We start from the raw sequence: 22,686 nt of genomic DNA, 5'->3' as shown, positions 1-22,686 counted from the left end.
AACTGTTCAAAGATACCGAGTGCTCGCGCCGGCAGGTCGAAAGGCTGGTGCAACGATATTATGGCTTCGCACCCAGAGGACTGGCTCGAAAATTCCGTGCAATCCGCGCGGCCAACCTTCTGGCCCAACCCAATCTTACAGACGAGGGCGAAGCAGAAATCGCATGCGCCTTTGTCGATCAACCGCATATGATCCGCGAGATACGCAGATTTTGTGGTTACACGCTCTCTCGTCTTGGCGGTAGCGGCGACCCTATGTTCATGCGCCAAACGGATATGCAAAACCTCGATAGGTTCAGACCATACCGGCCGATTGGAAAGGGGGAACGGGCCGAAGGATCGCCACTTTGAAGCAATGCCAATTGGGGTAGACCAAACCGTCGTTTCTAACGTTTCAAACGCTTCAAACTATGGCCAAAGATCCTGCATCTCATCGTAAGAACTAACACCCGTTTTAGCTGATGCTGCGGGCGGCTTACGATCGGTTGCTTCTGCTTCGAACCCACATCGATCACGGGGCGCTATGGTTCCCTCGTATACGTCTGACGCCACGCCAAGCCATCCACGCTGTTAGGAATAGGGCACCAACAATCCCAACCAAAACCAGATAGAGCCAAGGGTAGTTTTCCAGCATCCGTGCGGTAGTGTTCGATCTGATCTGGCTTACAGTGTCGTACCCCTCAGGCATTTCAATAACACCTGCCTCCTTAGTGTAGGCTTCGTATTCGTTGAGAAGGTCGTCCAACACAGCCGGCTTTGTTTCGGAAAGATCGGTCGTCTCTCCCGGGTCTAAGCTGAGATTGAACAATCGCCAGTTGCCATCGCCGACCGGCGGCATGCTCCGCGTGATTTTGTAATCGCCTTTGAAGATCGCCGAGTTTCCGGAAACCTCAATCGCGCGGATGTCTCCATCATCATACGCGCTTTCTGCCTCTCCCCTCAGGACCGCCAAAAGGCTGCGCCCGCTCATCGGGGTTGCGTCCTCTGGGGCGCCACGTGCACCAACCCAGTCGAGAAGTGTTGGCGCGATGTCTGTCACCATCGCAGGGCTGTCAATCCGCGCAGCCTCCAACCCTGGACCTGCCACGATAAGCGGCACTCGAATTCCGCCTTCTGTGGCGTAGAACTTGTACCACGCGCCCGGGGTGGCTGCGGCGGAAGCCCATTCTGGACCGATGAAGCCCCAGCTGCCTTGGCCGCCCAAATTCTCTAGACCGGTGTTATAGCCCGTGAGCTGAAGATAGATCGCAAGCGCCGCATTGTTGTCTCCGCGCGATGGCTCTGGCCCGTTGTCGGAAGTCACCACAAAAATAGTGTCTTCATACTGGCCGGTTGCCTTCAGATGATCGATAAATCGGCCGATATAATGATCCATCGCGTCAAGCATCGCCGCGTTGACCGCCATCCTCGCGGCATACAGCGCGCGTTCTTGTTCGCTCAGATCATCCCATTGTCTTAGATCCGGCGGGAGATCGGCTAGGGCCGATCCTCGTGGGATCAGACCCAATTCGATGGCCTTGCCGTGGCGCTCTTCGCGCAGTGCGTGCCAACCCGAATTATACCGGCTGTCATACTTGGAAATGAACTCCGGCGGGGCTTGGACAGGAATATGGATCGCTTGAAACGGCAGATAGGCAAGGAATGGCTTTTGGCTATCGGTTGTCTCAAGGTAATCGATCATGCGATCAACGATGAATTCTGACGAGTAAAAATCATCTGGCAAAACCGCTTCTACCCCGTCCTCGAACCACGGCGCCTCTGCGTAAAACGGGATGTATGACTTGTCCTCCCAATTGTCCGCACCAGAAGCGGCCAAAGCGAAGCTCCGATCAAAGCCATGAGCCTGCGGCATTTCGGTTGGCTTCTTCCCCATGTGCCATTTGCCGACCATGAGAGTCCGATATCCCTCCACCCGCAGCCGATCAGCGATGGTCAAAACGCCGGGTTCAAGAGCCATTGAATAGCCAGGCTGTCCCGCTTGCTCATCGGGCAATACTTCGGGAATGGTTGCGACGCCCGTCCGATGATTGTCGACCCCAGTGAGCAACATTGCTCGCGATGGAGAGCACAATGGCGAGGACCGATATTGGGTGAACATGGCCCCCCGACGCGCCAAAGCATCGATGTTTGGGGTGCTGGCCTCCCCGCCATAAACCCCAAAATCCATCAGAGCCGCGTCATCGACTAGGATGATTACGATGTTGGGTTTTGTGCTAGGCTGCGCCTGTGCGATGCCAACAGTGGCGGTGATCGCGATAAAGAAGAGGCTCAGAGCGGCAATGGCTGGCAGGCTCGAGCGTGCAAATAGCATGATCAGGGTCTCCACTGTTTTGCCCGGTTTCTAAGGCAGTTGCTCCGACGCAAACATGGTGGCATTAATAGTGTCATAATATGGGGGAGGTCAATCCTTGATCCCGTCATTGGTCCACTCGCGAAGAGGAATAACATGGCAAATCCGTTGAAAGCAGTCTGGCGCGACGCAAAATTTGGTCTACGTTTGCTGCGTGTGTTGCGTCTGTTTGGCGACCTTAAACCGGACGATACCAGAACGATTGCCGATGATTTCGAAGAAGTAATCGATGCCCACCCCAACAAAGTGGCGTTCGTCTTTGAGGGAGAGAGCACGACCTATCGCCAGTTTGAAGAGCGCGCCAACCGCGTCGCGGCTTGGACGATGTCGCAGGATCTCAAGCCCGGTGATGTCGTCGCGCTGGACTTGGAAAACTGCCCCGATTTTGCAGCGATCTGGTTTGGCCTGTCCAAAGTCGGCGTCGCCAGCGCGCTCATCAACACCAATCTCGAAGGTGAGGGATTGTCGCATTGCATCGGGATCGTAGATGCAAAGGCGGTGATTGCTGGCGGCGTGCAGGCGGCGCGGGTGAAGGCATGCCTTCCTAATCTGGAGAGCAAGCCCAACCTTTGGGACCTTGATGGTGAACACGGACAAAATCTGTCACTGGCGGTCAAAGGGCAAAGAGCGACCAGACCCGATCGAGCTGTGAGACAGCATTTGCAGGGTAAAGACACTGCTCTGTTTATCTACACATCTGGCACCACTGGCCTGCCGAAAGCGGCCAAGATCACGCATCTCAAGATCAGAGGGACCGCAAGGACCTCTAAGGCGCTCGTCCGGATAGAGGCCACTGATCGTCTCTACATCACGCTGCCTCTCTATCACATCACTGGTGGAGGATTGGGACTGGTCGGGGCTCTAAGCGTTGGCGCGACGATCATTTTGAGGCGCAAATTCTCAGCGTCTGAGTTTTGGGATGACGTAGCGGATAACAATGCCTCTTTGTTCGTCTATATCGGCGAATTGTGCCGCTATCTTCTGGGCGCTCCGGATCATCCCAAACAGAACAGCCACGTGCTGCGCGCGGGATTTGGCAACGGTCTTCGCGGTGAAGTCTGGAGCCCGTTTGTCGAACGGTTTGGGGTTCCGACAATGCGGGAACTTTATGGATCGACCGAGGGCAACGTATCCTTCCTGAACCTTGATGGCACGATTGGTGCAATTGGCCAGATGCCGGCCTGGATGGGTGCGAAGATTGGGATGGAGCTGGTAAAGTTCGATGTTGTCGAGGAACAGCCCATTCGTGGGCCGGATGGGTTTTGCATTAGGGCAGATGTGGATGAACCCGGCGAAGTCTTGGGCAAGATCACCGATGTCGGGAGGCAGTCGTTCAGCGGATATCACGATAAGAAGGCAACCGAATCCAAGATCCTGACAGACGTCTTCGAGCGGGGCGACAAGTGGTTCCGAACTGGTGATCTGATCCGCCGTGATGCCAACAATTATCTCTATTTTGTCGATCGGATAGGCGACACTTTTCGTTGGAAGGGTGAGAATGTCGCCACCAATGAAGTGGCAGATGTCATGTCCAAATACCCCGGCGTTGAATTGGCGAATGTCTATGGCGTTGAGGTGCCGGGCTTTGAGGGAAGGGCGGGGATGGCAGCGCTGACGGTTGCGGATGATTTCTCCATGCCCGGCCTTGCGCAGCACTTGCGTGCAGGCTTGCCAGTCTATGCCGTGCCCCTCTTCCTTCGCATTCAGCCAGAGGCTGAAACGACCGGAACCTTCAAATTCCGCAAGGTGGAGTTGGTAAACGAAGGCTTTGATCCAGCGCGAACTGAAGACCCGATTTGGTTCCTGAAGCCCGATGAGAGCGAATTCAGCCCTCTTGATCAAAGGATCCATGAAGGGATCACAGGCGGAGCATTGCGCCTTTAAGTCCCGGCTTCCATTGTTGACACTTAAATCAGCACTAGTTATGCCAAAAGAATATGGCACGTTAGATGCTGATATATGGGAGAGAGATGATGGCGCTTACTCGATTGAGTGGTTTTGCACGCGGTGGTTCGAAGGTTGCACTGGCTGCGGTCCTAGGTTTGGGAGCAGTAGCGAGCCCCGCAATGGCGCAAGAGGCCAATGCTGAGGGTGAAGAGGCGCTTGAGGCTGACGAATCGGTCATCATCGTTACCGCGACACGCCGTGCACAGGACGTGCAAGATATTCCGATTGCCGTGACCGCGGTTGGTCCAGCTCAGCTTGAGGCGCAGGCGGTTGACGATGTCACCGACCTTGGCAGCGTCGCCCCTAGCTTTAACGTGTCGCGAGCGGCAGCCGCTTCCAACGGCGTCACGCTGCGAATTCGCGGTGTTGGCACAACGTCCAACAATATCGGTTTTGAAAGCGCCGTGGGCGTCTTTATCGACGGGGCTTACCAATCGCGTCCAAGTGTCGCTCTTTCGGAATTTGTCGATGTTGAGCGGGTCGAAGTGCTTCGCGGGCCGCAGGGAACGCTGTTCGGTCGCAACACCTCGGCAGGCGCGCTTAACGTGATAAATCGCCGCCCTGATCTGGGTGAATTTGGCGGCTTTGTGAATGCAAGTTACGGCAATTTTGACCAGTTCAGCCTTCAGGGCGCGATCAATGTTCCGGTGGTTGAAGGCGCTGTGGCGCTGCGCCTTACTGGTGCTTACCGCGAGCGCGAAGGATTTATCACCGTCGTTGATGCAAGCGGTGCCGAGATCGGCAAGACCAATGATGTCGACCGGTATCTTGTGCGCGGTCAGATTGGTTTTGCGACAGATGGCGGGATCGAAGGCCGATTGATCGCTGATTTTTCGAAAGACACCAGTTCGTGCTGCGGAGGGATTGAACTTTTGCAATCTCCGATTGAAACCGCTGGGCTGTTCAATCTGGTGGGCCTTGGCCCGCGTGGAGGCATGGCGTCACCTGCGGTCGCGACCAACGCTTTTGATAACACGACAGCGCGCCAAGCTCTCGATAATCGCACCGTGACATTGAGCCGAACCCCGAGCGCGGATGTTGAAAACTGGGGCATCACTGGCGAGATCGAGGTGCCGATCAGCGGCAATGTCGATCTGATTTATGTCGGGTCGTACCGCGAATATGAGGCGAACGAGGCGTTCGATTCCGACTTTTCGGCGCTCGATGTGTTCAATGTCGTCAGGAACACGACGACGATTGACACCATGACGCATGAACTGCGTTTGCAGGGTGATGCCTTCAATGGCCGTGTCGATTGGCTGGTCGGTGCGTTTTATTCTGACGAAGATATTCTGGGAGACGGCATCTTGTCCCTAGGGCAGGACTACGATGCGTTGGTCGGGGCCACTTTGTTCGGGCCGACCGGCGGTATGTTCGGTGCCAACCCCTTGCGCATTTTGTCCGGGGGTTTTGATCCGGCTGCTACGATTTCGAACAATCAGTTTGGACAGTCGGCGGAGAGTTTCTCGGTCTTCACTCATAATGTGTTTTCGGTGACGGACAGGCTCGATCTGACCCTTGGTCTGCGATATTCCGATGAGAGCAAAGATGGCTTCTACGCGCAGCCATCCAACACAAATCCCGTCTGCACCTCGCTTGCGGTACGGGCTGCAGCTGGCGCTCTTCCGCCGGCTTTGGTCGGGCCGGTAATCGGGCTTGGCTGTTTCCCACTGACGGCGCCAGCGAACTTGCCGCAATCCGTGGCGTTGCCATTGCCGCAGACCTTCGCTGCCAATTTTGAAGATGATGAGCTGATCTACACCGCCAAGCTTGGTTATGAGTTTGACGCCGTAAATGTCTATGCCAGCTACACGCATGGCTACAAATCGGGCGGTATCAACCTGGATGCAACAGCAGGCGTGAATGCGTCTGATCCGACTTTCGCTTCGGAAGAAGTGGACGCGTATGAAGTGGGTTTGAAGGGACGCTTTCTTGACGGTGACATCACCGCAAATCTTGCCGTCTTCTACGAGGATTTCAGCAATTTTCAGGTGCTTGAATTCACGGGAACTCAGTTTCAGAGTTTCAATGTGCCCAAGGCCAAAAGCACAGGTTTTGAGCTAGAGGCGGTGCTGCGCCCGACCGATGGCCTAACCATCAACACCTCGCTGGCTTACACCGATGCGCGCTACCCTTCCGATTGTGCGACGGCGGCCGATGCGCTCTCGGTTCAAAACCTGTGCGGGTTCAGCCTGACGAACGCGCCTGATATCGTCGCGATTGTGGGGGCAAATTACGAAGTCGCGGTGTCAGATTTGCTCGATTTCTTCGTGAATGCCCAAGCACGCACAGTGAGCGATAGCCGAACTTCTACGCAAGGGCGCGCGACGCCGCCAAGCGCTGCTGCGCTTGGCCAAACGCCGCTTCTGCCGTTTGATGTGCAGGATGGACTGACGACGGTGAACCTGCGTTTTGGGATCAAGCAGGCCGAAAGCGGCTGGGCGATTGAGGCTTGGGCGACCAACCTTACCGACCAAACCGCGCGCGGGGTTACATTCAACACGGCTTTGCGCAGCGGTTCCAGGTCCGCTTTCATTGCGCAAGAACCGCGCATGTATGGAGTTACCCTCAGGGGTGAATTTTGACGTTCTCTCCACTTTGGTCAAAATGGAAGGGGCGGCCGCATGGGGCTGTCCCTTCTTCGTTTTTGCAAAATTGAGGTCAATCGATGAAGAAATGGCAGAAAATTGTTGGCGTTGTTCTGGTCTTGGCCGTGGTTGCGGCAGCGCTCGCCTACACGTTTAGGACAGACCTTATCCTGTGGGGCGTAAAGAACCGCGACCTGCCCGCAATCGCAGCTGAGACACCTGAGATAAATTGGGAGCAAGGCCCAGAAGAAGCCGTTCAGCCAGCTGGAGAGCGGCCTCCCAACGTCATTCTAATCCTCGCAGATGATCTTGGAATCAACGATATATCAACTTTTGGTGGTGGGGTTGCGGGTGGTCTTGTCCCTACGCCAAACATTGATCGTTTAGCCGCCGAGGGTGTGAATTTCACCAACGGTTATGCGGGCAATGCAACTTGCTCGCCTTCGCGCGCGATGCTCATGACGGGGCGCTATGCGACCAGCACAGGGTTCGAGTTTACCCCCACGCCGGCCAGCATGGGGCGCGTCGTCAGCTCGGTTTCTGGAGACATCAGACCTGACCTCCCCTCTGGCGTGTTCAATTCCGAAGCCGCTGACCTGCGCCCGCCCTACGAGGATCAGGGGCTGCCATCTGAGGAAGTCACTGTCGCTGAGATGCTCGCGGGGAAGGGCTACCACAATATTCATATTGGTAAGTGGCATCTCGGGGTCAGCGAAGAGATGGACGCGCTGGGCCAAGGATTCGACGAAAGCCTCAATATGAGCGAAGGGCTCTATCTGCCCGAGGACAGCCCCGATGTCGTGAATGCGAAGGTCGAGTTTGATCCCATTGATCGGTTCCTATGGGCGTCTCAGCGTTTTGCCGGATCATTCAATCGGTCAGAACTGTTTGCGCCCGGCGGATACCTTACCGACTGGTGGACCGACGAGGCTGTTGAGGCGATTGAGGCAAACAAGAACCGCCCATTCTTCATGTATGTAGGCCATTGGGCCCCGCACACGCCCTTACAAGCAACGCGCGAAGACTATGAAGCGGTTGGCGACATCAAACCGCACCGTCTGCGGGTTTACGCAGCGATGATTCGGGCGCTTGATCGCAGCGTTGGTCAGATCCTCGATAAACTCGAGGAAGAAGGCCTCGCGGACAACACCGTTGTGATCTTCTCAAGCGACAATGGCGGGGCGGGATATATCGGTCTGCCCGAGGTCAATGCGCCCTATCGCGGCTGGAAACTCACCCTATTCGAAGGCGGCGTCCGGGTGCCTTATATGATGCGTTGGCCTGCTGGTATTCCCGCTGGTCAAACAATTGAGCAGCCGGTCACGCATATCGACATTTTCCGCACGATTGCCTCGATGACCGGGGCCCAATTGCCTGACCGTAAGATCGACGGTGTTGATCTTTTGCCTGTTGCCTCTGGCAGAGGCCCGATCGAGCGCGCCGATGACGCGATTTACTGGCAGAGCGGCACCTATTGGGCCGTACGCGCGGGCGATTGGAAGTTCCAGATTGATCAGCATCAGAACAAGAGCTGGCTATTCAACCTTGCTGACGATCCGACCGAGCAGGTCAATCTGGTCGAGCGGGAGCCTGAGATGGCTGCCCGCCTCTTGGGCCTTTTGAACGAACACCACAAAGATCGTGAACTGCTCTACCCTTCCACGACCTTGATGCCGGCAATGATCGATAAAACGCTCGCCGATCAATATGAAGAGGGTGATGAGCTGATTTATTGGCCAAACTAGGGGGGGAGCAGGAAATGAACCGTGCGAAATGGATTTGGCTCGTTTGCCTTGGACTAGTCTATGCCAGTTTTTGGGTCTGGTATGGCGGCAATGGCGATCCGATTTCTGAGGAAGAGGGATTGGAGATGCTCGCCAAGGTTGAGCAGGTTCACTCTATCAAACTGGAAGATACGCCCGAGGGCAGCATGAGCCGCAATTTGCGCGACATGCTTCCCAATGATGACGGCAAGGAGTTCTACGCCGTCAACTTGGAAACGCGCGCGGATGGCCCGGCAGCGCTGGAGGCAGAGGCGAAGTATGGCGCAATCGTTTTTCCGCTTCTGCTGGAGCGGGGCGGGCACCCTGTCTTTGTGAGTGAGCGCGTAGGACTGATGCTCGGCAAATATGGCGAGGGCGTCGATCGGGTGGCTGTGGTGCGCTATCGGTCTCTACGTGATCTCATTGACATGATTGCGGACGAAAGGATGGTCGAGGGCAATGCGTTCAAGAACGCCTCTCTCGCGCATACCGAGGTTTTCATTACCCGCCCAACAATCACCTTCGTGCAGGTCAGGTTGATGGTTGGGATGTTTCTTGGTCTCTTTGCATTTCTAGGGTTGGTTGTGATTGGGCGTATCCAGAGAGGGCGCGGGGATGCCACTGCAACCTGAACCGAGGAACAACCCGAACGGGCGGATGATGACTGATCCGCCAGCCTTGTTGCGCCATCTTATGCGGCGAATGTTCGACCGCGTAACCAAGCTCGATCAGCGCAACAAAGCGCGCGCCAAAGCGGAAAGGGCGCGGGTAAAGGCCGCTGAGCCGCACAGGGTTGAATACTTCCACCAGCATGACGATCCCTATTCGCGTCTTGCTGAGCAAGTTCTTGGCCTTCTTGCTGAACGCTATGACGTGCAGCTCGTGCGCCATGAAATCCGGGCGAGCGGGGGCGAGAATCAGCCTGAACTTGAAAAGCTTGATACATGGGCGCGCCGCGATGCGGAGTTGATTGCGCCGCATTATGGGCTGCTAAGACCATCTGAACTGGCTGAATGCGAGCACACGCTCGCTTCACAAGAGGCCCTCGATGCAGGAAGCAAACGCCTCGCTGAGCTCGGACACTATTCCGGTGCGATGTTTTATTGCGGCGGTGAATGGTATTGGAGTGTTGACCGGTTGTTCCACCTTGAACAGCGGCTGCGCGATCTTGGCGCGTGTCTTGATCCGTCGAGTCCCTTCATTTGCCCCAGGCCCGACATCGATGTGTGCGGGATCGACGCAAGCATGCTCACGCTCGATTTCTACCCCTCGCTCAATTCGCCCTACACCTCGATCATCTATGACAAGACCATTGCGATGGCGCGTGAATGCGGCATTCAGTTAAATCACAAGCCCGTCTTGCCTATGATTATGCGCGGTGTTCCGGCGACCCGCGAGAAGGGTATGTATATCATGTTCGACACAGCCCGAGAGGGCGAGCATTTGGGCGTTGGCTTTGGCCCGGTGATGACACCGATTGGAGAGCCCACGCGGCAAATCTATTCGCTGCTCCCTTGGGCGCGTGAGCAAGGACGAGATACGCATCTGCTATCGGCAGCTCTGGATCTGGCGTTCCGCAAAGGCATTGCGCTTCATCGCAAATCTGGGGTCAAGCAGGCGGTTGAACAAGCAGGTCTCGATTGGACAGAAGCCAAGCAGCATCTTGGAAGCGAAGGCTGGAAGGATGAAACAGCGCGCCACCAGATTGAGATGAGCGAAGAGCTCGGCCTTTGGGGTGTGCCGAGCTATCGCTTGCAGGGCGGCGTCGGCGAAGAAGATTTGTGCGTCTGGGGTCAAGATCGCTTGTGGCTCATCGCCGCCGAGATACGAAGACGCGGCAAAAGCGCTGGAATTGTGGCACAATGAGTGCCACTGAGTGGCCCGAAAAGATAGGGGAAGGCATGAGCCAGGCCAATATTGCAATAGTTGATGCGCTGAAAGCCGAAGCGCCGTCGAGCGACGGTCGCCGAGCCCGCAGTCAGGCGAGCCGGTCCAAGATTATTCGCGCGATGATGGACCTGATCGAGGGCGGCGACCCAGATCCCAGTACTGCCACTGTTGCGAAGACGGCAGGTGTAGGACTTCGCTCCCTCTTTCGTCACTTTGAGGACAAGGACGCCATCTATCGCGAAATAGATGCGGCCCTGATGAAGGGCTATCGGCCGATCCTTGAAGCGCCCTACAAGTCTGATGATTGGCGCGAGCGCCTGATGGAACTCATCGAACGCCGCTGCGAAATCGATGGCGCGACTGCTCCTTATCGAATCTCTACCACGGCTATGCGCCAGCGTTCGAAGTTTCTGAAAGAGAACTTTCAGAGGGTGCACGATACCGAAAAAGCGCGATTGAACTCGATCCTGCCTAGCCAGCTGCACACAGACACCGCGTTGGGCCGTTCGATCTTAGTCGCGATGAGCTTTGATACTTGGCGAATGCTTCGCGAAGATGAGCATTTGTCCGCGGGCGAAACGGTCAAGGCGGTGAAACAGATGGTCGGAGATGTTATCGCGCGCTTGGATGACTGATGGTGCGGCGTTCGGCATTCTTTCTGCTCCTGCTTTTGGCTGGATGTTCTGTAGGTGAGGAGCAAGAGGGCGCTCTTGCGAGCGGTGCACTATGTGACGGAATTGCAGAGGCTCAGATGATCTGGGTCGAAGGCGGCAGTTTCGTAATGGGCGAGGATCCACTCTACCGCGAAGAAGGCCCGCCTCGCACGGTAAGTGTCGATGGATTCTGGATAGCCCAAACGGAAGTGACCAATGCGCAGTTTGCGCAGTTCGTCTCCGCAACAGGATATGTGACAGCGGCGGAACGAGGGCCTCCTCAAATTGAAGGCGCACCGTCTGAAATGCTCCTACCTGGCTCTGCCACGTTCCGCGTGCCGACACAGGATAATCGGAGTTGGTGGGCTTGGACTGTCGGCGCACAGTGGCGTAGGCCCAATGGCCCGGCCTCGTCTATCGAAGGGCGCGACAATGATCCCGTGGTCCAGGTCTCCTATGACGATGCGCTAGCCTATGCGAGCTGGGCACGCATGAGCCTGCCAAGCGAAGAGCAATGGGAATATGCTGCCAGAGCCGGTGCGGGCAGTCTGCCGGAGCCTATAGATGCTTCTGGCAAACCCCAAGCAAACTATTACCAAGGCGTCTTTCCAGCAAAAGACGTAGGCGATGATGGCTACACCTCGCGTGCGCCGGTAGGGTGCTTCGAACCGAACGCGTTTGGGCTCTACGATATGATCGGTAATGTCTGGGAATGGACCACAAGTAGTGCGGGGAGGGCCGACGCACCCGGCCCAGTCCCAACGCCTGTAAACGTGATCAAGGGTGGATCTTTCCTGTGCGCGGCCAATTATTGCGCGCGATATCGGCCCGCTGCGCGCCAGTTCCAAGAGCGTGATCTTGGCACCGACCACATCGGCTTCCGATTGGTCGATACGCGGCGCCCCCCTCCTTCAACTAGTTCACCTTCAAACTAGACAAGCCCGCCCCTTCAATATATTGACACTAATAGTGCTACAATATGGAGTGGGTTGATGCAGGTCGTAAACCAGACGGTTCCATCGCCGGAACAAATGAAGGAATTTTTCGGCTCTGGAGAAGACGGCCCGTTCGTGATGGTCAACCTGCTGAAGTTCAAACAGCGGGCCGAATATGCAGATGGCCGTGATAACGATCTCACTGGTGCGCAGGCTTATGCAATCTACGGTGCAGCGGTTGGGCAATGCATCGCAGATGTCGGGGGAACACCGGGCTTCGCGGGCGAAGTTACGGGGCTGCTGCTCGGCGAAGTCGAGGAAAACTGGGATACCGTTGCACTCGTCGAATATCCGTCGCTCGAGGCATTTCGCTCCATGATGATGTCGCCCGAATATCAGACAATCGCTGTGCACCGTTCGGCTGGCCTTGAAGGCCAACTCAACATCCGCGCCAAAGCGCGTCCGCTCGGCTAATCGGAGAACTTTGAAATGAAGAAGCTTGCTCTTTTTGCTGGCATCCCACTGCTTTTGATCGCTGGCTTCGCATTGGCTTTGCCATCCATTCTCAATGCTGCCGGACTGCATCCTCATTACGAGGGAGCGGAGGTAAATCTCAGCGAAAAGCGCGCGCTGATCATTACGACCAGCCATGCAACGCTAAATGCTCCGGGTGAAACCTCTGGCGACCCGACAGGCGTGTTCGGCTCCGAGATGACGGAGCCGTATTACGAGTTTCTTGCTGGGGGCATGGAAGTCGATATTGCCAGCATCAATGGGGGTGAGGTCCCGATCGACCCGCAGAGCTTTCTCTATATGATAAAGACCGACGCCGATGAACGCTTCCTCGAAGATGAGGAGTTTCAAGCTAAGGTCGGAAACTCAATCCCTGTCAGCCAAGTTGACGTGTCGCAATACGACGTAATCTTTCTCGCTGGCGGCTGGGGCCCTGCCTATGACTTTCCTGAGTCAGAGGCGCTGGCAAGCTTGGTCAGCGAAGCTTACTACGCCGACCATACGCCAATCCTCGCCGGGGTCTGCCACGGTCCCCTAGGCTTCGTGCGTGCGCTTGATAACGAGGGCAATCTCCTGGTCGCGGGACGCCGCATGACGGGTGTTACGGATAAGCAGGTCAAGGAATTGGGGATCGAGATCACGCCTTATCATCCCGAAACCGAACTCCGCAAAGCGGGTGTGTCGTTTGAGTCCTCGACCGCATTCAGAGACATGTTCGCCAATCACGTCACGACTGACGACGAAAGGCGCTTCGTAACCGGGCAGAACCAGAATGCCGGCGCTGAAGTCGCTAACACCGCCATGGTCCTGGTTAGTCAGTCAGGTTCCTAGTCGGCCCTTTTCTCGGGCCACAACGCCAAGACCAGCATGACCGCTGCGACAATCGGTAATACCGTCGCAGCGGTTGCGCCGGGGGCCGTCCCCACGGTTTCAAGCGGCTTATAAATACCGACAAGCTTTCGTCCGGCATATTCGAGGAAGATAAGCAGCCACAAAAGCGGTACCATCGACTTGTAGCGGACAGCTGCAAGCAACATCACCAGTCCCATGGCAAGCTGCGCCAAACCCCACAAGGCAAAGATCGTGATGATGCCTTGTGCGCCGCCCTGTGTGTAGGTGTCCAGCGGAATAGTGGCGATACTTTGTGCCCCGCCATCGGGCGCAGTAATGTGGTGCTGGCTGCGCCATAAGGTCACGGCGGTCAGCGGGTAGAAAAGCCACAGCGCGATCTTGTTGCCGCGATAGACATTGTCAAACTGCTTAGGAAACAGGCGGTTCAAAATTGCATTGGACATCGGCGGCTCTCCTTCACTGCGCGAAACTTGAACGACCCTTGATACCCCAGCGACCGTCTTCAAAAGTCACGATATAGAGCGATTCATAGGACTGAATTTTCGATCCATCTTTGCGAAAGCGCACGAAGGTGGTGGCTACATGAACCTTTGTGTCATCTGCCTGCACAATATCGCGCTTGGTCCACGCACTATGGTCCCAGTCGGGCCCAAGATATTGCAGCAGATTTTGCCGCCGTTGTTCCTTTGACGTGTTGAGGAGCGGCATGAAATCTTCGGCGTTTTCGGCGATCGTGATTGTCCCGCTGGCATAGCGGAAATGCGGGAAGTGATAAGCCGTGAAATGCTTGTCCAAATCGAGCTCGTTCAGCCCGTCCATAAAGACGTCGAGCACGCGCATGATTTCTGCATCACGCGCCTCGTCGGACGCTTGATGTGCCTTCGCGGTACTCATCGTGCCTAAAGAAGCGACTACCAATGCCAGGCATGCCCAAAACATCTTGAGCGGTTGATCAAAATGGCGGCGCGTCATTGCAAGAACTCGAAGCAGTTACTGTCACTCAAGATCGGATCAACCTTCGCCCGCGTATCGGCGTCGAGTTTGCCGTAACGATGCCGCAATTCGCGCAGGCATTTCAGCTGATATTTGAAGGTGCCTTGCGAATAGGGGAGGCCGGCAACTTCGATACTGAACGTGTCTTCGCCTGCCTCGGCGGCAGCTTCATTGGCGAGAAGGAAGGGCACATAGACACGGCCCACTTCGGCCAGGAGGCTCTCCACCACTGGCTTTAGCGGGGCACCGTCTTCGTCCCATTCACCCTCGATGCCTGATGCGTCATCCACGTGAAGAAGCCACCGAAAAGCATAAGGGAAATCGGCGCGCATCATGGCCTGTGCAGTGGGATCCACGCCGAGCTGTGAAAGCTGCCCATAAAGGCTGAATTCAGCGAGCGAAGGACGCGTGCCGAAGAGCCAATGTTCGTCCGCCACATGATCCTCAAACGCTTGCAATATTCGCCTGGTCGAAGCCTCGATCAACGGGAAATTCTCGGCGGTGCAGCCCACCATTGCCATGCGTCCAACCTGCCGCTCGCGGAACACTTTTGCCATGCCTTGGTTTGCGTCTAACCCGCCGCCTTTGAGCGCGTCAAAGGACAGCCAGCGGCTCATCTGCAACTGATCGATCTCTTCCAGCCAGCGATAGCCAAACATCGCCTTTGTCACCCATTCATCGGCGAAGTCTTCGAGGATATGGGCGATGAACGCTTTTGCCGGATCAGTTGGCACAATGCTCCGCTCATGGTGGCGCGTTTCCAGATCGTAGAGCACCGGGGTGGAGTCATTGCGAAAAGTCCCGTCGGGATATTCGATCACGGGAATAACCGGGGGAAGCGATTTTTCCGTCGCCAATTGCTGAACATATGCGCCCGATGACCAGAGGTGAGTGATCCGGCGATACCGCATCAGGCTGCGCATTTTCATCGAATAGGGCGAGCCCAGCGCGCCATGGATCGTGTAGGTCATATGCGCTCTCACAATTGGTTTGATTGAGTGATTTCGTCGTTGCCTGCAGGCATGGAAAAAAGCATTCCGTCTTCCCCGACCACTATTGAACCGTCAAAGCGGTTTTCCGCATCGCCCAAGAATGCCGGATAGAGAAACTCGGACGGTAACGGCGGGACAAGGTGGGACAATACGAGCATCTTTGCGCCTGCCGATTGCGCGCTTTGCGCAGCGTCTTCTGGCGATGCATGATAGTCTTGGATATCGAGCATAATTCTAGCGGCAAATGGATTGTCTAGCTCCAACATCCGCTGCCGCATCTCTTCGACCATCACGGGCTGAAGCGCGTCGTGGACAATGATGTCAACGCCTTCGCACACGGCTTCAAGGTTGGATGATTTAGAGGTGTCGCCGCTGATGCAAACCGATCGGCCCTTGTAGTCGAACCGGTATCCTACTGCCGGGTCAATCGGCGCATGGTCGACCGTGAATGCGGTGATGGTGAGGCCACCTTGCTCGAGAATGACGCGGCGCTGACCGTCCATCTCAAAAGGAAGGGCAAGCGCGCCGCCTCCAGAAGGTGGCACCACTTCCTCGCCGTGGTGTGCAATGCGATAGGTGTCGTCGGTCGCGTAGGCCGCGTTAAAACCATCGACGATCACTTCCACACCGCTTGGCCCGTGGATGGAGATAGGAGCCGTCGATGCTCCTCGAGTCCAGTGGAACAACATAAGCGGTCCCAGCCCATCGATATGATCCGAATGGAAATGGGTCAGCAACACGCCGTCCAAGGCGGCAGGGTTGATCCCCATGAGGTTGAGAACCCTGTTCCCGCCTTCGCCAATATCGACAAGGAACATCTGGTCGCCAGCGACAATGACATTGCACGGTCCAGCCCGCTCAGGATTGGGCATAGGAGAGCCCGTTCCACACAGGCCAACATGCAAGCCGTCATCGAGCCCTGCGAGGGTATCGCGGCTTGCATTTGCCTCAACACCGCGCTGGAATAGCCAACCGCCAATCGGCTTTTGCAATAACAGTACTGCAACGACCCCGACGATAACGAGAGCGCCCGTTGCGATGACGATTTTTCTGGCCACACTTCCTCCCCCGTTCGGCTAAAACTGACACTTCGCATGTCGAAAGGCAATTGCCAAATCGACCCCCATCATGCAAAGTGGCATGAATAGTGTCAATAGGGGGTCCTCTTTGGAGGTGGATTTGGAGATGGGCATAGAGGCAATGCAGCTTCGAATGACGGATTACCCGGGGCAAGCAGCGCCGCGCGATTTTTGGGCTCTGACCTGCGATCCGTTGCGCGAATGCGGCGATGGCGAAGTGGTCGCCGCGATTGATACGGTCTCCATTGACCCGGGCATGAGCGGCTGGATCACCAACAAGCGCAGCTACATGCCGCCGGTTAAACCCGGCGGCGTCATGCGCGCTTTTGGCGTGGGCGAATTGGTTGAGAGCAAGTCCGATAAGTTTGCAGTCGGCGACTGGGTGACTGGTCTTACTGGCGTTCAGACCCACGGCGTTTTCCGCGAAGGACATCTGAGGAAGATCGACGCCTCGCTAGCACCGCCTCAAAAATTCCTAAGCGGGCTTGGCATGACCGGATTCACCGGTTTTTTCGGCATGAGCGATATCGGCCAGCCCAAGCAAGGTGAAACCGTCGTGGTATCGGCTGCATCGGGCGCGGTCGGCTCCATCGCCGCACAGATCGCCAAAGCGGCAGGCGCGCGGGTGATCGGTATTGCTGGCGGACCAGACAAGTGCGCTTATTTGCAAGGTGAACTCGGTCTCGATCACGCGATTGACTACAAGAACTGCAATGTGGGCGAAGCTCTGGCGCAGGCGTGTCCTGACGAAATCGACCTCTATTTTGACAATGTCGGCGGAGAGACGCTTGAGGCCGTACTGGGCCTGATGAAGTACCAAGGCCGCATCGTCGTATGCGGTGCAATCTCGCAATATGATGACTTTGCAGGTGCACAAGGCCCGGCGAACTTCATGTCAGTCGTAACCCACAGTCTTAGCCTGCGCGGCTTTACCATGGCCGACTACATGCATCGTGTGCCCGAAGCGCTCGATTGGCTTGTTCCGGCATGGAAAGAGGGGCGTCTAAAAATGCGCGAACATGTGGTTGAAGGGATTGAGCATTTTCCTGATGCCTTTGACATGATCTTTCGCGGTGAGAACCATGGCAAATTGCTTTTGAAAGTGAACGGATAACAATGGACTATTTGCGCACCCCAGACGAGTGTTTTGAAAACCTTGCTGACTATCCTTTCGCTGCGAATTATGCCGATGTCTCCGATCAAGAAGGCGGCACGTTGCGGATGGCCTACGTTGATGAAGGCCCGCGCAATGGACAGCCTGTGGTGATGATCCACGGCAATCCAACGTGGAGCTATATGTGGCGAAAGCTCATCCCGGTTTTGGCTGATGCAGGCTACCGCGCGATCGCCATTGATCTGATCGGGATGGGGCGTTCCGACAAACCCACCAAGATGCACGACTACACCATTGCGCGCCATGTCGAATGGGTGCGTGAGGCATTGTTCGAAAAACTCGACCTTTCTAATGCGAATATGATCTTGCACGATTGGGGCGGGATCATTGGTCTTCGCGCACTTGCCGATCATCAGAACCGCGTGGCCAGCATTATCATGTCGAACACCGGCATCCCAGTACGCGATCCCAGTGAGCCGATCACGCATATGGCGCGTAGCGGCACCAAAATGCTGCGTCGTTTCCAGCTGTATATTCGGTTTCGCAAGAACTGGAAGCACTGGAAACTGCTTCGTAGAATTGTCTTTGCAGATATGCCTGACGGTGATGTCGCTGGTTTTGCTGCGCCCTATCCGCACAAGCGATACCTGATCGGAAATCGCCAGTTTACGCAAATGTTGCCAACCCGGAACGACAACCCGATCCTGGAAGAGAACTGGCATGCAATGCAGAAATTGAAGGGCTTTGAGAGACCATTCCTCAATCTGTTTTCTGACAAAGATCAGGTGATGCCAAAAGGCTACGAAACTGTTCGACCAGCCATTCCCGGGACTCGCGATTACGAACCCGTGATCCTAAAAGGCGGGTCGCACTTCCTGCTTGAGGATATCCCTGAAGACTACGCAGAGGCGGCTCTCGCGTTTCTAAATTCGATCAAAGGTAGCTGACATGGGCGGACGAACAGAACTGTGGGTGAATCGCAAAAACCTCCGTGAAACCAAAACGGCCCGGTTGGATCAGCGGCCTCTCGAAGAGGGTCAAATCCGTGTGAGCATCGACAAGATGGGCCTGACAGCCAATAATATCAGCTATGCCTTGTCGGGCGATATGATCGGGTATTGGAAATACTTCCCCGCTGAAGGTGAGTGGGGGAATGTGCCGGGCTGGGCCATGGGCGGTGTCGTGGAATCGCGCAGCGCTGCTATTGCAGTTGGTGAACGCCTCTATGGCTTTTTCCCAATGGCGAGCGAAGTTGTGCTTGAGCCAGGCAAGGTTGCCGATGACCTGTTTGTGGACGCCGCGCCCCACCGCGCCGAACTGCCCACGCTCTACAACCAATATTCTCGCACCGGGGGCGAGCCGGACTATCTGAAATCACTCGAAGACGAACGGTGCCTTCTCTTCCCGCTCTTTGTCACAAGCTTCGTCTTGTATGACTATCTGATCGACAATGCGTTCTTTGGAGCGCAGCAGATTGTCATTGGATCGGTTTCCTCAAAGACGGGCTTTGGACTTGCACATCTGCTCAAGAATGACCCCAATGTTGGACAGCAGGTCATCGGCATCACATCACGGGGCAATGTGGACTTTGTTCAAAGCCTCAATTGCTGCGATCAGATTGTGACCTACGGCGATGAAAGCGCGATTGACGCGAACCTTACCGCTGCATGGGTTGATATGTCGGGCAATGGCCCGCTTACCAGCAGGCTGCACCACTTGCTGGGTGAGAATATGGTCGAGAGCTGCATTGTAGGGGCAACCCATTGGGACGCCGAGCGAGGGCGGGAAAATGATCTGCCGGGCGCAAAACCCAGTTTCTTCTTTGCTCCCGGTCATATCGCCAAACGCGATGCGGAATGGGGGCAAGGTGAGATCTGGCGGCGCGGGTCGGTCGCTGGTGCTGAAATTGCGAAATCGGTTTCCGATCACATTGCGGTTGAAGCCATCTCGGGTTCAGGCGGCGTCGCTAAAATCTGGCGCGATATGCTGGATAACAAGGTTTCACCCAAGCGCGGAGTAATGATCTCTATTTGATCTTTTGCCTATTCAGGAGAGTGTCCAATGAAAACATCTATACCAATTGCCGTTTCAGCCCTTCTTGTGGCGACACCCTTGCTAGCGAACGAAGTGGCTGACGATCAGGCAAAGGCACGGGAGAATTTCCAGCAGGCGGACGCAGATAATGACGGAGAGCTGACCCCAGCCGAATTTCGAGAATTCATTAATGCGAATGCTGATGATGGGTTGGGTCGGGCAGGGATGGTGCGCCGCTTTGGCGCGTATGACACTGCATTTGGGAGGATAGACAAGAATGAGGATGGTTTGGTGACACCAGCTGAGCTGTCTGCGGCAAGGAGAAATTGAGCCATGGCTTTGAAACTTCATTTTGCGCCCAATAGCCGCGCCAGTCGGATTAGCTGGTTGTTGGAAGAATTGGGACTGCCTTACGAACTTAACATGATGTCTTTTCACCCCAAGGACTTGAAGTCGGATGAGCATCGCGCGCGTCACCCGCTTGGCAGAGTGCCCGTATTGGAGGACGGTGACATCACCATCTTCGAATCCGGCGCAATCGTTGAGTACATTTTGGAGAGGCACAAAAACGGCGGGCTCAAGCCCGATGTAAACGACGCCGCATTCCCACAATACCTCCAATGGTTTCACTATTGCGAAGGCATGGTGATGCCGCCGGTCAACACAATCGTGGTGCACACGTTGTTGTTGCCTCCTGAACGACGCGATGAAACGGTGTTGATGCAAGCGCGCAAGCTGCTGACGCGTGCGTGGCAACCTGTCGAAGAATCGCTGGAAGGTGATGACTACCTTATCGGTGATTTTTCCGGCGCCGACATTATGCTGGGCCATGCCGCCTTTATGAGCAATCGGCTTGGGTGCATCACCGACGATATGCCAAATCTAAAGGGGTATGTTCAAAGGATTACCGAGCGGCCTGCATTTGCAAAAGCGATTGCGATGGGAGCGTAATTTAGCGGCCGCGAAAATCGGGAGGACGATTCCCTAGAAGACTGCTGACCCCTTCGCGAAAATCTTTGGTCTTGTCGGCGATGTTTTGCTCGTGATCCGAGGCTGCGAAAGCATCGTCGTAGCAATCGTCGATTGCTGTCCAAATTTGCGCCTTCATCGCGGCGAGTGAGCGTGGCGCAGAATTGCGGGCCAGATTGCGCGCATATTCGTTTGCGTGATTCATCAATGCATTGTCATCAAGCACGGCGTTGACCACGCCCAGACGCTCGGCTTCCTCTCCGTCAAATCGGCGGGCAGTATAGAGGAGGTCGGCTGCTCTCGCTGATCCGATAAGGCGCGTCAAAAGCCAGGCGGAATTCTTCTCACCCGGTACGCCTAGCCGGGCAAAGGTCGCGTTGAACAATGCCGATCGTGCGGCAAATCGAATGTCGCAATGGAGAGAGAGGATAAAGCCCCAGCCAAATGCAGGTCCATTCACGGCTGCAATCGTTGGCTTGCGGCTGGTGATCAGTCCGTTCCAACCGCCGCTGAAAAAGCGCTTCATGGCCGGGCCGACTGTGTCGTCCCAACGCGGATTTGTCGGTGGGTTGGTCTCTACGCGGCCGCTTTGGCCGGTGCCAATGACATCCAGATCAAGCCCGGCAGAAAAGCCACGGCCGGAGCCGGTGACAAGGATAACCCGCACGGCATCGTCTTCGGAAGCCGTCGCCACGAGTTTGAAGAAACCGTTCAGCATCGCCGGCGTTAATGCATTCAATTTTTGGGGGCGATTGAACGTGATGGTCGCCACACCTTTTTCGACCGCATAAAGAATGTGGTCGTCAGTCATGGTTGGATGTCTCCCCAGACTTCCTGATTATCCTGACGTTCCATCCTGCGATTGGTGCGAAGGGTGAAGAGGGTTTCGAGTCCGGTGCTTTCGAAGATTGCTCGGATCGCAGTTTGCCCCTCTTGTGGTTGGCGGTCAAAGGCGTCTTGAAGCCTTTGCAGCAGGTAAAACCGGTAGGGTATGACCACGGTATTGATAGCCGCCCCTCTCCACTCAAAAGGCGCCAACCCCAATCCGCTTTTCATCGATTTGTTGTTTGTCTGGGCACCGGTCTCGACTTCTGGGTTCGCTTCCAGCCAACTGTTGGCGCGATCCACATGGGCGGTGATTTCCGGCACGTAATCGTCCGAGATGAAGCGCATGATGTGCAGAAGACTATCAGGCAGAGCGTCACTCTCGAATAGATCACCGCCGGAACGATCCATGGAGTCGTCAACAAAGACCTCCGCCATGTTCATCCGCTCGACCCAGCGGAATACATTGGGGGCGCTGATCTGCATCAAGCGCAATGGGGCGGGGTCGCGACCCAAATGCGCATACATAGCGCCGATCAATCCGTAATCGGCGATCGTCGCGTGGCCACCAAGGATGAACGGATGTTCCTGTAGATGCCGTTCCATGAGTAAAAGGAACTGGGCGTAGCTTTCTTCGACAAGCTTGTAGGTGTCAGGATTGACCCCGAACACCTCCGCCGCTTTGCGCATACGGCCGCTGGCATGCAGAAAGGCTGCGTCTTCCGCTTCTTTCGGTAGACCTGATGGGAGGACATCGCGGAATGTCTCTCTTAGGAACGGCAGGTTCACCTCATCAAAGTTCCAACGATAATGCATCGCCGGGCGTAAAAGGCCGTGTGAACCGAACAATTCGAACAGATGCGCAATAAGCAGCAGCTTGGGGTCGGTTGGATAGATCGGATTCTTGCTAAAACCAGCGCCGTCGAGATGGTCGATAATTTCTGCGCCATCCTGAATGATTGCATCGTCGGGTGTTTTGATCACCGGAATGATCCACCGTCCGATTTGCGGAACGACTTTGCCAACAAACTCCTCACTTCCAGCCTTCACTTCGGAGAATGGGACAGAATGTGTCCGCATGTAAGAGCGTGCGCGAGCCGTGTAGAGAGATCCGGCCATTCCATAGAGTGTGTAGGTCAAAGTTCAGCCTTTTCTGGCATTTGCCAAATACGATGAATATGGCACTATTA

22 protein-coding genes are annotated in these 22,686 nt (G+C 55.7%); 15 read left to right on the top strand and 7 right to left on the bottom strand.

Going from position 1 to position 22,686, the window contains the following annotated elements; all coding sequences use genetic code 11:
• Nucleotides 1-2 precede the first annotated feature (2 nt).
• Nucleotides 3-350 (top strand): helix-turn-helix domain-containing protein, encoded by a 348-nt coding sequence (locus BQ8290_RS15265; protein WP_108787194.1) that lies wholly within the window; start codon nt 3-5, stop codon nt 348-350.
• A 160-nt stretch (nt 351-510) separates the two neighbouring features.
• On the opposite strand, the gene BQ8290_RS02020 is transcribed toward BQ8290_RS15265, so the two are convergent.
• Entirely contained in the window at nt 511-2,310 is a 1,800-nt protein-coding gene (locus BQ8290_RS02020) for a sulfatase-like hydrolase/transferase (protein WP_108791759.1), read from the bottom strand.
• Nucleotides 2,311-2,445: 135 nt separating this feature from the next.
• On the opposite strand from BQ8290_RS02020, the gene BQ8290_RS02015 reads away from it, so the two are divergent.
• The 9 genes from BQ8290_RS02015 (at nt 2,446) to BQ8290_RS01975 (ending at nt 13,469) form a co-directional block, all read left to right on the top strand.
• Nucleotides 2,446-4,233 carry a long-chain-acyl-CoA synthetase gene (locus BQ8290_RS02015; protein WP_108787192.1) on the top strand — a complete coding sequence of 596 codons (1,788 nt, stop codon included), beginning with the start codon at nt 2,446-2,448 and terminating at the stop codon, nt 4,231-4,233.
• 65 nt (nt 4,234-4,298) lie between these two features.
• Nucleotides 4,299-6,881, top strand: coding sequence for a TonB-dependent receptor (locus BQ8290_RS02010; RefSeq protein WP_337660915.1), 2,583 nt, complete (start codon nt 4,299-4,301; stop codon nt 6,879-6,881).
• A gap of 83 nt (nt 6,882-6,964) precedes the next feature.
• Nucleotides 6,965-8,629 (top strand): sulfatase-like hydrolase/transferase, encoded by a 1,665-nt coding sequence (locus tag BQ8290_RS02005; protein WP_108787190.1) that lies wholly within the window; start codon nt 6,965-6,967, stop codon nt 8,627-8,629.
• A 14-nt stretch (nt 8,630-8,643) separates the two neighbouring features.
• Nucleotides 8,644-9,279: a hypothetical protein gene (locus BQ8290_RS02000; RefSeq protein WP_108787188.1), complete on the top strand. Its 636-nt coding sequence runs from the start codon at nt 8,644-8,646 to the stop codon at nt 9,277-9,279.
• Between the two features lie 28 nt (nt 9,280-9,307).
• The gene (locus tag BQ8290_RS01995; protein WP_337660914.1) at nt 9,308-10,513 is read left to right on the top strand and encodes a DsbA family protein; all 1,206 of its coding nucleotides are present in this window, start codon (nt 9,308-9,310) and stop codon (nt 10,511-10,513) included.
• On the top strand, nt 10,453-11,172 hold the full coding sequence (locus BQ8290_RS01990) for a TetR/AcrR family transcriptional regulator (RefSeq protein ID WP_337661520.1): 720 nt from the start codon (nt 10,453-10,455) through the stop codon (nt 11,170-11,172). The genes BQ8290_RS01995 and BQ8290_RS01990 overlap by 61 nt, the downstream gene beginning before the upstream one ends.
• Nucleotides 11,172-12,125, top strand: a complete 954-nt coding sequence (locus BQ8290_RS01985; RefSeq protein WP_108787185.1) for an SUMF1/EgtB/PvdO family nonheme iron enzyme — start codon at nt 11,172-11,174, stop codon at nt 12,123-12,125. Before BQ8290_RS01990 ends, BQ8290_RS01985 begins: the two co-directional genes overlap by 1 nt.
• Nucleotides 12,126-12,182: 57 nt before the next feature.
• Nucleotides 12,183-12,599, top strand: coding sequence for a DUF1330 domain-containing protein (locus BQ8290_RS01980; RefSeq protein ID WP_108787183.1), 417 nt, complete (start codon nt 12,183-12,185; stop codon nt 12,597-12,599).
• Nucleotides 12,600-12,614: 15 nt separating this feature from the next.
• A complete protein-coding gene (locus tag BQ8290_RS01975; RefSeq protein ID WP_108787181.1) occupies nt 12,615-13,469 on the top strand; it encodes a DJ-1/PfpI family protein in 855 nt (284 codons plus the stop codon).
• On the opposite strand, the gene BQ8290_RS01970 is transcribed toward BQ8290_RS01975, so the two are convergent.
• The 4 genes from BQ8290_RS01970 to BQ8290_RS01955 are packed head-to-tail and all read right to left on the bottom strand — an operon-like array spanning nt 13,466 to nt 16,533.
• A complete protein-coding gene (locus BQ8290_RS01970; protein WP_108787180.1) occupies nt 13,466-13,933 on the bottom strand; it encodes a hypothetical protein in 468 nt (155 codons plus the stop codon). The genes BQ8290_RS01975 and BQ8290_RS01970 overlap by 4 nt on opposite strands.
• A 13-nt stretch (nt 13,934-13,946) precedes the next feature.
• The gene (locus BQ8290_RS01965; RefSeq protein ID WP_108787177.1) at nt 13,947-14,462 is read right to left on the bottom strand and encodes a hypothetical protein; all 516 of its coding nucleotides are present in this window, start codon (nt 14,460-14,462) and stop codon (nt 13,947-13,949) included.
• Nucleotides 14,459-15,454, bottom strand: coding sequence for a glutathione S-transferase C-terminal domain-containing protein (locus BQ8290_RS01960; protein WP_108787175.1), 996 nt, complete (start codon nt 15,452-15,454; stop codon nt 14,459-14,461). The genes BQ8290_RS01965 and BQ8290_RS01960 overlap by 4 nt, the downstream gene beginning before the upstream one ends.
• 8 nt (nt 15,455-15,462) lie before the next feature.
• Nucleotides 15,463-16,533: an MBL fold metallo-hydrolase gene (locus BQ8290_RS01955; RefSeq protein WP_337660913.1), complete on the bottom strand. Its 1,071-nt coding sequence runs from the start codon at nt 16,531-16,533 to the stop codon at nt 15,463-15,465.
• Between the two features lie 154 nt (nt 16,534-16,687).
• Here BQ8290_RS01955 and BQ8290_RS01950 point away from each other — a divergent pair, with 154 nt between their 5' ends.
• The 5 genes from BQ8290_RS01950 to BQ8290_RS01930 are packed head-to-tail and all read left to right on the top strand — an operon-like array spanning nt 16,688 to nt 20,653.
• Complete coding sequence (locus BQ8290_RS01950; protein WP_337660912.1) at nt 16,688-17,668, top strand: NADP-dependent oxidoreductase; 981 nt, start codon at nt 16,688-16,690, stop codon at nt 17,666-17,668.
• Nucleotides 17,669-17,670: 2 nt separating this feature from the next.
• Complete coding sequence (locus BQ8290_RS01945; protein WP_108787172.1) at nt 17,671-18,615, top strand: haloalkane dehalogenase; 945 nt, start codon at nt 17,671-17,673, stop codon at nt 18,613-18,615.
• 1 nt (nt 18,616) lies between these two features.
• The gene (locus tag BQ8290_RS01940) at nt 18,617-19,702 is read left to right on the top strand and encodes a DUF2855 family protein (RefSeq protein WP_108787170.1); all 1,086 of its coding nucleotides are present in this window, start codon (nt 18,617-18,619) and stop codon (nt 19,700-19,702) included.
• 27 nt (nt 19,703-19,729) lie between these two features.
• Nucleotides 19,730-20,032, top strand: coding sequence for an EF-hand domain-containing protein (locus BQ8290_RS01935; protein WP_108787168.1), 303 nt, complete (start codon nt 19,730-19,732; stop codon nt 20,030-20,032).
• 3 nt (nt 20,033-20,035) lie between these two features.
• Nucleotides 20,036-20,653: a glutathione S-transferase N-terminal domain-containing protein gene (locus BQ8290_RS01930; protein ID WP_108787166.1), complete on the top strand. Its 618-nt coding sequence runs from the start codon at nt 20,036-20,038 to the stop codon at nt 20,651-20,653.
• A 1-nt stretch (nt 20,654) separates the two neighbouring features.
• On the opposite strand, the gene BQ8290_RS01925 is transcribed toward BQ8290_RS01930, so the two are convergent.
• Together BQ8290_RS01925 and BQ8290_RS01920 are read right to left on the bottom strand one after the other, a co-directional pair.
• Entirely contained in the window at nt 20,655-21,482 is an 828-nt protein-coding gene (locus BQ8290_RS01925; protein ID WP_108787164.1) for an enoyl-CoA hydratase-related protein, read from the bottom strand.
• Complete coding sequence (locus BQ8290_RS01920) at nt 21,479-22,636, bottom strand: glutathione S-transferase N-terminal domain-containing protein (RefSeq protein ID WP_337660911.1); 1,158 nt, start codon at nt 22,634-22,636, stop codon at nt 21,479-21,481. The genes BQ8290_RS01925 and BQ8290_RS01920 overlap by 4 nt, the downstream gene beginning before the upstream one ends.
• Between the last annotated feature and the right edge of the window lie 50 nt (nt 22,637-22,686).

This window comes from Erythrobacter sp. Alg231-14 (assembly GCF_900149685.1).
Classification (GTDB): domain Bacteria; phylum Pseudomonadota; class Alphaproteobacteria; order Sphingomonadales; family Sphingomonadaceae; genus Erythrobacter.
This window is presented reverse-complemented; position numbering and strand designations above follow the sequence as displayed.

Excerpts from the sequence above, each read along its gene's own strand:
- BQ8290_RS02020 (WP_108791759.1), bottom strand. The coding sequence starts at position 2,310 with ATGCTATTTGCACGCTCGAGCCTGCCAGCCATTGCCGCTCTGAGCCTC.
- BQ8290_RS02015 (WP_108787192.1), top strand. The coding sequence starts at position 2,446 with ATGGCAAATCCGTTGAAAGCAGTCTGGCGCGACGCAAAATTTGGTCTA.
- BQ8290_RS02010 (WP_337660915.1), top strand. The coding sequence starts at position 4,299 with ATGCTGATATATGGGAGAGAGATGATGGCGCTTACTCGATTGAGTGGT.
- BQ8290_RS02005 (WP_108787190.1), top strand. The coding sequence starts at position 6,965 with ATGAAGAAATGGCAGAAAATTGTTGGCGTTGTTCTGGTCTTGGCCGTG.
- BQ8290_RS02000 (WP_108787188.1), top strand. The coding sequence starts at position 8,644 with ATGAACCGTGCGAAATGGATTTGGCTCGTTTGCCTTGGACTAGTCTAT.
- BQ8290_RS01995 (WP_337660914.1), top strand. The coding sequence starts at position 9,308 with ATGACTGATCCGCCAGCCTTGTTGCGCCATCTTATGCGGCGAATGTTC.
- BQ8290_RS01985 (WP_108787185.1), top strand. The coding sequence starts at position 11,172 with ATGGTGCGGCGTTCGGCATTCTTTCTGCTCCTGCTTTTGGCTGGATGT.
- BQ8290_RS01980 (WP_108787183.1), top strand. The coding sequence starts at position 12,183 with ATGCAGGTCGTAAACCAGACGGTTCCATCGCCGGAACAAATGAAGGAA.
- BQ8290_RS01975 (WP_108787181.1), top strand. The coding sequence starts at position 12,615 with ATGAAGAAGCTTGCTCTTTTTGCTGGCATCCCACTGCTTTTGATCGCT.
- BQ8290_RS01970 (WP_108787180.1), bottom strand. The coding sequence starts at position 13,933 with ATGTCCAATGCAATTTTGAACCGCCTGTTTCCTAAGCAGTTTGACAAT.
- BQ8290_RS01965 (WP_108787177.1), bottom strand. The coding sequence starts at position 14,462 with ATGACGCGCCGCCATTTTGATCAACCGCTCAAGATGTTTTGGGCATGC.
- BQ8290_RS01960 (WP_108787175.1), bottom strand. The coding sequence starts at position 15,454 with ATGACCTACACGATCCATGGCGCGCTGGGCTCGCCCTATTCGATGAAA.
- BQ8290_RS01950 (WP_337660912.1), top strand. The coding sequence starts at position 16,688 with ATGACGGATTACCCGGGGCAAGCAGCGCCGCGCGATTTTTGGGCTCTG.
- BQ8290_RS01945 (WP_108787172.1), top strand. The coding sequence starts at position 17,671 with ATGGACTATTTGCGCACCCCAGACGAGTGTTTTGAAAACCTTGCTGAC.
- BQ8290_RS01940 (WP_108787170.1), top strand. The coding sequence starts at position 18,617 with ATGGGCGGACGAACAGAACTGTGGGTGAATCGCAAAAACCTCCGTGAA.
- BQ8290_RS01935 (WP_108787168.1), top strand. The coding sequence starts at position 19,730 with ATGAAAACATCTATACCAATTGCCGTTTCAGCCCTTCTTGTGGCGACA.
- BQ8290_RS01930 (WP_108787166.1), top strand. The coding sequence starts at position 20,036 with ATGGCTTTGAAACTTCATTTTGCGCCCAATAGCCGCGCCAGTCGGATT.
- BQ8290_RS01925 (WP_108787164.1), bottom strand. The coding sequence starts at position 21,482 with ATGACTGACGACCACATTCTTTATGCGGTCGAAAAAGGTGTGGCGACC.